The organism is Pontibacter sp. HSC-14F20, assembly GCF_019599265.1.
GTDB lineage: Bacteria > Bacteroidota > Bacteroidia > Cytophagales > Hymenobacteraceae > Pontibacter.
In genome coordinates this window covers 1-573 of the sequence record NZ_JAHZTC010000051.1, presented here as the reverse complement: position 1 = coordinate 573, position 573 = coordinate 1, and the positions used below count along the sequence as shown (strand labels likewise).

Below are 573 nucleotides of genomic sequence, written 5' to 3'. Positions count from 1 at the left end.
CGCCTGCGGTCATAGTCGAGCATGAGCAGGGCGGTGACTTCATCTTCCGCCTGGATGGTGGTGAGCAGACACCAGGCTACAGGCTCTTGCCCTGCTGGAGGCGCCGCCTCTATGGCCTTTACCAGCCACAGGGCCACCTGCTGGCCTCTTTTGTCTGCCGGCGGCGGGCAAACCACCCGCCCCCAGCTCACCTCCAGCAGAGCCGTCCGCTCCCTCCTGTGCTTTGCCTTGGGCAGGAAGACAGGCACCTGAACGGAATTGGTGAAATTGACCGCCCCTGGCCGCATTCGCGTGCCCCCCGAAGAAGACGTAGCGCTGGAGGTGGTGCGCCCGCAGGAGCAAATCCACGTTGGCCGGCCTGGGCTCGGACAGGGACTCGTAGAAGTCGGAGTCCCTGTCCTGGCTCACCAGCACCCCCTGGCAGTCTTGGCAGCGCTGAGCCGTCTGAGGGTAGTGCCCGCAGCTCACATCCACCTCCTCTTTGGAGAAGAGGCGCCAGGCGGCCTTACGCAACCCTTTGCCAACAGCGCTGGAAAAGGCCATCTCAGGGGGCTCCAACAGCCTGTCGGCCAG

At 64.7% G+C, this 573-nt stretch carries 1 protein-coding gene; it reads right to left on the bottom strand.

Annotated elements, in window-relative coordinates:
- Positions 1-39 precede the first annotated feature (39 nt).
- Positions 40-573: hypothetical protein (locus K3G39_RS20435; RefSeq protein WP_220628023.1), on the bottom strand; the 534-nt coding region annotated here is incomplete at its 5' end.